General features: G+C 38.8%; 5 protein-coding genes and 1 pseudogene. 1 reads left to right on the top strand and 5 read right to left on the bottom strand.

The features are described from left to right. Window positions 1–120 precede the first annotated feature (120 nt). The 5 genes and pseudogenes from E0E20_RS13645 to E0E20_RS13665 form a co-directional block, all read right to left on the bottom strand. Window positions 121–1,869: a recombinase family protein gene (locus E0E20_RS13645; RefSeq protein ID WP_130838717.1), complete on the bottom strand. Its 1,749-nt coding sequence runs from the start codon at window positions 1,867–1,869 to the stop codon at window positions 121–123. A gap of 112 nt (window positions 1,870–1,981) precedes the next feature. Continuing rightward, window positions 1,982–2,647, bottom strand: a pseudogene (locus E0E20_RS14865) (type IV secretory system conjugative DNA transfer family protein); the annotation flags it as partial. Window positions 2,648–2,797: 150 nt separating this feature from the next. Continuing rightward, window positions 2,798–3,115, bottom strand: coding sequence for a group II intron maturase-specific domain-containing protein (locus E0E20_RS14870; RefSeq protein WP_442911491.1), 318 nt, complete (start codon window positions 3,113–3,115; stop codon window positions 2,798–2,800). Between the two features lie 363 nt (window positions 3,116–3,478). Further along, complete coding sequence (locus E0E20_RS13660) at window positions 3,479–5,773, bottom strand: ABC transporter permease (protein WP_130838719.1); 2,295 nt, start codon at window positions 5,771–5,773, stop codon at window positions 3,479–3,481. After that, the gene (locus E0E20_RS13665) at window positions 5,773–6,474 is read right to left on the bottom strand and encodes an ABC transporter ATP-binding protein (RefSeq protein ID WP_130838720.1); all 702 of its coding nucleotides are present in this window, start codon (window positions 6,472–6,474) and stop codon (window positions 5,773–5,775) included. Before E0E20_RS13665 ends, E0E20_RS13660 begins: the two co-directional genes overlap by 1 nt. 351 nt (window positions 6,475–6,825) lie before the next feature. Between E0E20_RS13665 and E0E20_RS13670 the strand changes: the two genes are divergently transcribed. Beyond that, the gene (locus E0E20_RS13670) at window positions 6,826–7,452 is read left to right on the top strand and encodes a TetR/AcrR family transcriptional regulator (RefSeq protein WP_130838721.1); all 627 of its coding nucleotides are present in this window, start codon (window positions 6,826–6,828) and stop codon (window positions 7,450–7,452) included. The last annotated feature ends 230 nt before the right edge of the window (window positions 7,453–7,682 follow it).

The raw sequence follows: 7,682 nt of genomic DNA on the forward strand, positions 1-7,682 counted from the left end.
CAGATGACACAAACAGCGTATTTTCAAGGTATTTTGCACTATCTGTTGAAGGCCAGCAGGTGAATTTATAGAGATCAGGACTGATTTAGCCCGCTTTCTATTAACGTAATTTTTGAGGTTTCAGTGTTTCCAGTAATACGTAGCCTGCCAGCCAGTGGATTTTCTGCGGAGACATTCTTCATGCCGCTTCTGCCTGATGCGTTCCTTGCGCTCCTCAAGCTCGATTTCCTCCGGCGTCGGGATGTGTTCTTCCCTTGGAACCTCAAACTTCCCGATAAAATTGAAATATATCTCGATGGTCTGCGGAGAATCCTGACGGCCTTTGTTTTCACGCTCATGAATCAGGATTTTGTAGATAAATTCGTTCAGCATGGTATTGGTCAGCTCTTCAAAGTCCTGATATCGTTTTACGAGGGCGATGAACTTTGCTGCGGATAGCGGGCTGCTTTCCTCGCTGCTGACAAGGTTCTGGAGATTGATGATCTCATTGTCCAATGCTTCCTGTTTCTTCGTATACTGGCTTTCAAGAACGGCATACCGCTTGTCCGGCAATCTCCCAAGGGCATTGTCCTCATATATTTTACAGAGAAGAACTTCCAGCTCTTCACTGCGTTTTCTGCACTGTTCCAACCGGGCTTTCTGTTCAGACACCTCGTTTGTTTGCTGGGACGCGACCGCTTTTCTGACGATCTTCACAAACTCTTCTTCGTCCTCCTTAGAGAAATTGATGATTTCCCGCAGCGTCTCTTTAATCAGCGTCATGACGACATCTGCACTGACTCTGTGCTGTGACGGGCAACGACTTCCGACCGGAACCTTTCCATATTGGGAGCAGGTGAACTGCGGATTCCTCTTGCCATTGTAGGTACGATGAACATACATCTTGCCTCCGCAATCCGCGCAGAAGAGCAGGCCTCCGAGAGGATGGGCTTCGCCCCAGCCGTCCGGATACCTCCGGATATTCTTCCGGAGCCGCTGTACATTATCAAAAGTCTCCTGGTCGATGATCGCCTCGTGCGTGTTTTCGATGATCGTCCACTGATCCTGATCTACATAGTGACTTTTCTTATCTTTGAAATGCTTCCTGGTCTTGAAATTGCAGGTATGCCCAAGATAGGACGGGTTATCCAGAATATGCGCGATGGTGGAGCTTCCCCACTTGTATGGATTCTTGATTTCTCTTGTCTGCCACAGGCCGATGCCGAGTTTCTGATGGTAATAAGCGGGAATCTCAACATGTTCATCAGAGAGAATCTGTGCGATCTGGTACGGTCCTTTCCCTTCCATGGTCATCTGGAAAATGCGTTTTACCACAGCAGCCGCCACCGGATCGACAACCCATTGATTTTTATCTGCCTCTGACTTCAGATAGCCGTATGGTACGGCGCTGCTGGTGTGCTTTCCGGCAAGGTTTTTCGCCTGAAAGGCAGAGCGGACTTTCTTGCTTGTGTCTCTGGCATACCATTCGTTCATAATGTTCCTGAATGGCGTAAATTCATCGTCACCTTTAAGGGTATCCACGTTGTCGTTCAGGGCAATCAGACGGGTATCATTCTTTCGCAGTACTTCCATATAGGTGCCGACCTGCAGGTAGTCTCTGCCAAAACGAGACATGTCCTTGATTATGCAGGCTTCAATGTTTCCGGCTCTGACCTCATCAATCATATTCTGGAATCCGGGGCGGTCGAACCGGGTGCCGGAGATACCATCATCGGTAAAGTGCCGGAATACGGTCATACCATGGGAAGTCGCATAGTCCTCCAGGATCCTTTTTTGATTCGATATCGAATTCGACTCCCCTTGCAGTTCATCATCGTGGCTTAGTCTCTCATAGAGTGCCACATATCTGTGTGTGTTTTTCTTTGCCATAATGCTACAGCTCCTTTCTGGACAAAAGAAAAGAGAATAGCTTTTTACTATCCTCTGTCTTGAAAATCATATGTATTCAAAGGGTACTAAAAAACTATCCTCACTTTATAACACCTGCAGCCAATTTGTACTTTTTATATTGCCGGACCGCAAAGTGCTTCGGGTTCTTTTTCTCCAGGTTTTCAAACATGATATCGACCGGATTCTGGAACTCCTCGTCATCCTCACGGACCTCCATGGCATTGATGAATTCGATCAGAGTGGCGAAGTTCTGTTCTTCCACCGGTGCCTCATAGTGGATATATCCGATCAGGGCACAGTAGAGAAGCGTTTCTGCTTTGGTCCAAAACTCGTCACCGGATTTGCCATCGCCTTTAGTGTTGGCGATCAGCGTGGTGACCAGCTTCAGGATGTCCTTTTCACTGTGGATATAGGCGAAGGGATTATATTTCATGGACTTTTTGAAATTGATGGTGTTCAGGATCCGGATCTCATATCCGTTCCGCTCTAAGGCCTTGCCGCACTCCAATACGATCGTGCCTTTTGGGTCAGTCACAACGTAACTCGAATGCATTTGTAAAAGGTTCGGTTTCAGCCAGAATCTCGTCTTGCCGGAGCCGCTGCCGCCGACGATCAGGACATTCTTATTCCTGGCATTGGCCGGGTTCTTCGGACGGTTACTCATCATCAGACGTTCTGTCGCCGTGAGGATCACGTTGTTTTCAAATTTCGGGTCCATAAACGGCTCGATATCCGCATGGGTTCCCCAGAGAGCGTTTTGTCAAGTACCTTTTTTGATTTATTGACGCTTTTATTTTGAGATTTGAATCGAGTAGGGGCTAATTTCTAACCCCTCTCACACCACCGTACGTGCCGTCCGGCATACGGCGGTTCAATTCAAATAATAATCCAAACAACTGAGAAGTCCTCACTTTGTGAGGATTTCTTTTGATATTAGGTGTACCCCTGTAGTTTTGGCTACCGCTTGATAGTGGTTATTAAAACTCACTGATTGCTTTGCCATCCATTCAGGTGCACCTAACTTTCGAAGTCCCCAGTGTCTTTTCGCTGATTTCTTCCATTGTTTCCATATCACAATTCTCATTCTCGTCCTTAGATGCTCGTCAATTCTGGTAAGGTTCCTTTTCATACTGCCGATTCGGTAGTAGTTAATCCAGCCCCTGATTACCTGATTGAGTTTCTCAATTCGATAATCCATTGATACTGACCAGTTTCTTTTCGTCAGTGATTTGAGCCTTTACTCGTCTGCCTGATCTACTTGCATAAGTTACGATTGCCTTTTGGACTTCGTAACTTTATGCCCACTTATCCGTTATGCAAGCCTTGATATTAGGTTTCTGTTCGTCAGGCTACGATTTCGCTATTGCTTCTTCTCGCCTACACTTCACGATGTGAATCTTGCAAGTCGCTATGGAGTTCGTCGGCAACTACGCCCTTTGCGGACTTTCACCACAGACTGACGGCATGCCCGTCATACATAAAATAGGCAATAGGATTTATTTCTATTGCCTAAATATTATATAACCTATTTAATTTAGAAAAATTTTAATTATTTTCTAATACAATACCCCTATATTCACCGTCTCCCTTATTCAATAGATTTTAACGCTTCAACCATGTCAATTTTTCTTATTCTCATAGAAACAACCAAATTGACTAAAACAGAAAATCCTATAACACAGAATATAACTATCAAAAAATGGTCTTTAGTAATAATAGGAGTCCATTCCATACTATCCATGGAAACAACTCTTATATATAACTTCAAGAACTGCTTGCTCAAAGGAATTCCTATAACAAATCCAGTCAAAAGATTTAGAACACTCTCCTTAAATACCATTCCCATAATTTCACTATGTTTAAATCCTATGACCTTCATTGTGGCATATTCACGATAACGTTCAAGATATGACAAGATACCAAGATTATATAGAATAACGACACTTAATACAAATGCTGCCACAATTAATATATACATAATTGAATGAACGCTATCCATCATCTCCTTCATGTTGTCCTGTTGCTTTTTTATAGATATTATATTGCTTATTGATTCTTCTTTTTTTGCTTGTTCATAAGCTTCACTATCTCCTATATAAATTGTGTTAGGTTCAAAGTTTTTTACCTTATCTTTGTATATAAAAATACCTTGAGGCATCTTTGCATCCACGATTGCCGTAACAGTAACCCTATGCTCGTTTAACGAACTCTTAGTCTTATATGCAATCTTATCTCCAACTTTAACATCAAGTTGTTCTGCCAACTGAGAAGCAATTGCCACCTCATCTTTTTCTATCCTGATTTTCTTTTTTGATTTTGCATCAAAAATTCTAATTTTGTCACCCGAATCAAGCACTAAAAGAGAACCCGATTTTTCAATTCCGTGGAAAGAAAAATCAGCCGTTTCACTCTGTGCAAACTGAACATCAAAAGAATTAAATTTGCGACTTAAATTATTATAAGATTCTCCGTATACCTGTCCAATATACTTATAACAGAATTCATTATTATAAACATCTTGATATGAACTATAAAGAGAATCCCACACACCAAGACCGGCAACCATCAATACAATGCTTCCCACGATTGCAGTTATACTCATGAATGTTCTGATTGGATGAATGCGAATGCTCCTGAGCGTCCAAAGCCAATCATATGACAATCTTGATTTTTTGTATATTCCGGGACCACTTGACTTCTTATCGAGCATGCCTTTGATTGTAAAAGAAGGATTGTTTTTAATCACCTTCCTTGTAGTAATAATCGCAGCCAAGGTACAAACCGTAACAATCAGTAGAATCAAGATCATACTATCTATGCCAAAGGATTTTTTCCATATAGGAAGCGTTAGTGTCGCCTTTTTTATATTCATAACAAGATTTCCCACCACTGTATATCCGAAAATCACCCCAACAAGGCTTCCTATGATAGCCACCAAAAATCCATATGCTCCATAGTGAAAATAAATTTGTTTGTCGTAAAATCCTAAAGATTTAAGTGTGCCAATCTGAACCATCTGATTACTTATAAGACGGCTCATCGTAGTATAAATTGATAAAATTGATAACAAGATAAATACAATTGAAAACAGCATCGCCATTTTGTGAATTTGATTTATTTCCTCATCAACCTGAGTGATAGAAATTTTATTCTCCTTCATGACTACTGATGAAAAAGAATCTCCCATTATCCGTTTAATATCTTTTTCTAGCTTTGACTTGGAAACAGGTTTTTCCAGTAAATCAAGTCTCACTTGATTATAAGATACTGTTCCCAAAATTTTATTTATATATTTTTCACTTATATAAGCATAACCGTGTCGTTTATGATCCGGAACTGTTTCTGCATAAGAAGTAACAAAATATATATTTTCTGCATCGAGAACAGTCCCCAAAATCTTTACTTTCTTCTTAATCCCCTTAAACTCAAGTACAATCTTATCACCCTCTTTCAGATTGTGTATCTTGGCGTAATCTTCGTCAATCCATATACCTTCTTCATCATCTTTTAGGGGGTGCCCGCTTCTAAGGAGCGGATTCATGAGTTTTTTAGTGCTGCTTGTAAATGAATTAATATAAAGCTCTGAATCTTCATTATCAATTTTCGTATTAAACTTAACAAACATTGATCCTTCAGCCTGATTTACATAAGGCAATTTTTTTATATTTGAAATATCTTCATCGCTTATATTTACCCCATTGATATAAGCATCTGCTAAGTTAGTTTTTTCTTTGTAATCAGTATATGATTCATCCATCCCAGTCCACACTGAACTCATTCCACAGTAAATCGAAACCGAGATAAGAGCCATAACAAGTACCGACACAAACTGTTTCCACTGTTGCAATATATCTCTAATAAATTTTTTATTTAAATATTTCATTACCAGAAAACCTCCTCCATAGAAATAGGATTTTTCTGATCCATAATTTCACTGACTTCACCATCTCTAAGTCTGATAAGTCTATCTGCCGCAGGTGCCACTGCAGCATTGTGAGTTACCAAAACTACTGTATGGCCATAATCTTTTGCCATGGAAGAAAGCGTAATTAAAACTTTTTTCCCGGTTTCGCTGTCAAGAGCCGCTGTAGGTTCATCACAAAGAAGCAGCTTAGGATTTTTGCAAAGAGCTCTTGCTATGGATACTCTCTGAAGCTCTCCTCCCGATAAGCGAGACGGCAAATTTTCTGCTCTGTCTTTCAATCCTACCATTTCTAATGCTTCATCAGCTGAAATGGAAACATCAGATAACTTGGATACCATATCTACATTTTCATAAGCTGTAAGAGTCGGTATAAGATTATAAAACTGAAAAACAAAACCAATATCTTTGCGACGATAAAGAGTGCGTTCCTTATTGGTAAATTTTGATATATTGTTCTCTCCTACATAAATCTCTCCTCTCGTAACATAATCCATACCTCCAAGAAGATTTAAAAAAGTAGATTTTCCTGAACCGGAAGGTCCTAAAATCACTGTAAAATCACCTTGTCTAATTTCTAAATTCACATTATTCAGAGCCTTTATTACATTGCTTCCAACATTATATTCTCTTGTTACATTTTGAAAACGAATAAAACTCATCTTTTTTCTCCTTTCTGCATAACATAATTTTTAAACTATATATTGGGTTTTCCCATTACTCTTGATCACGTCAGATGCCTGTTATTACAAGTATATGGCTGATTAAAGCGTATTATTAATGTGAGCTATAACTCACATTAATAATACTTCTTTTTGCTGCTTTGTCAATATAATATGAGTGGGCGCTCGTATTATGTTCTTGATTTTTTTAATGAACATGATACACTTATATTGGAAGGTTTTTGTTTAATTAATTTAGTCTGTAAAATCTAGATTTGTACAAGATTTTAATTGAGAGACTCATCGTTATTACAAAAAATTTAATACCCACTGTTGCGTATTGGAGATGTTATGAAAAGTAAAGAATCAAAACAAAAGAATACTAGAATACCGAAACAAAAAAGAAGTATCGAAAGAAAAAAACTCATAAAAAATACTGCTCTTCTCCTTTTTTCAGAGAAAGATTATGCAAATGTAAGTACAAATGAAATTGCAAAAACTGCAGGCGTATCCATTGGTTCGCTTTATAGCTACTATCCAAATAAAAAAGCAATTTATGATGAGCTTGTAAAAGATCTTTATTCAAATATCTTAGAAAAAATCATTCCAGAAGATTTATCACAATTTTCATTCTTTGAAATAATTAAAAAATATATTAAATTTGTCTTAGATAGTCACAGTTATCTAACATTGTTTCAAAAGAAAATTACGGCTCTTTCTTATCAAAGCGATGATTTTCGTGAACTTGAAAAGCCTTATCGCATATTTGCTACAAATAAAATTCTCTCATTGCTTGAATTTTATAGTCCAAATCTCAAGATAAAAGACCTTTCCACAGCATCATTTATAATTCATACAACTGTGGAAAGTATAGTTCATGAACTAGCTTTTTATCCTGATGAAACACAAAACAAAGAAAAAGTAATTAATGAATTTGCGGAAATGTTGTATAACTATCTCTTCAAAGAGCCTCTTTAATGAATGTCATTACACCATTTCAACTCTTTAAAAGGATCTGTAAATAATTTTGTGTATTAACCTAAACCTTAATAAAGGCTCTCTTTTTTCTCTTCCATGTGTTCTCCTCCTAATATAAAAGATGTAGTGGTCATACCCCCAACAGCCAGTTGGGATATGATCCGCTCGTTGCTTAAGCTGTTAGAATGTAGTGGCATTGGTTCGGACGGATTCCTCCTTGGACCCCGCGT

The sequence above is a fragment of the Lachnoclostridium sp. Marseille-P6806 genome (genome assembly GCF_900625025.1).
Lineage (GTDB): Bacteria > Bacillota > Clostridia > Lachnospirales > Lachnospiraceae > CAG-791.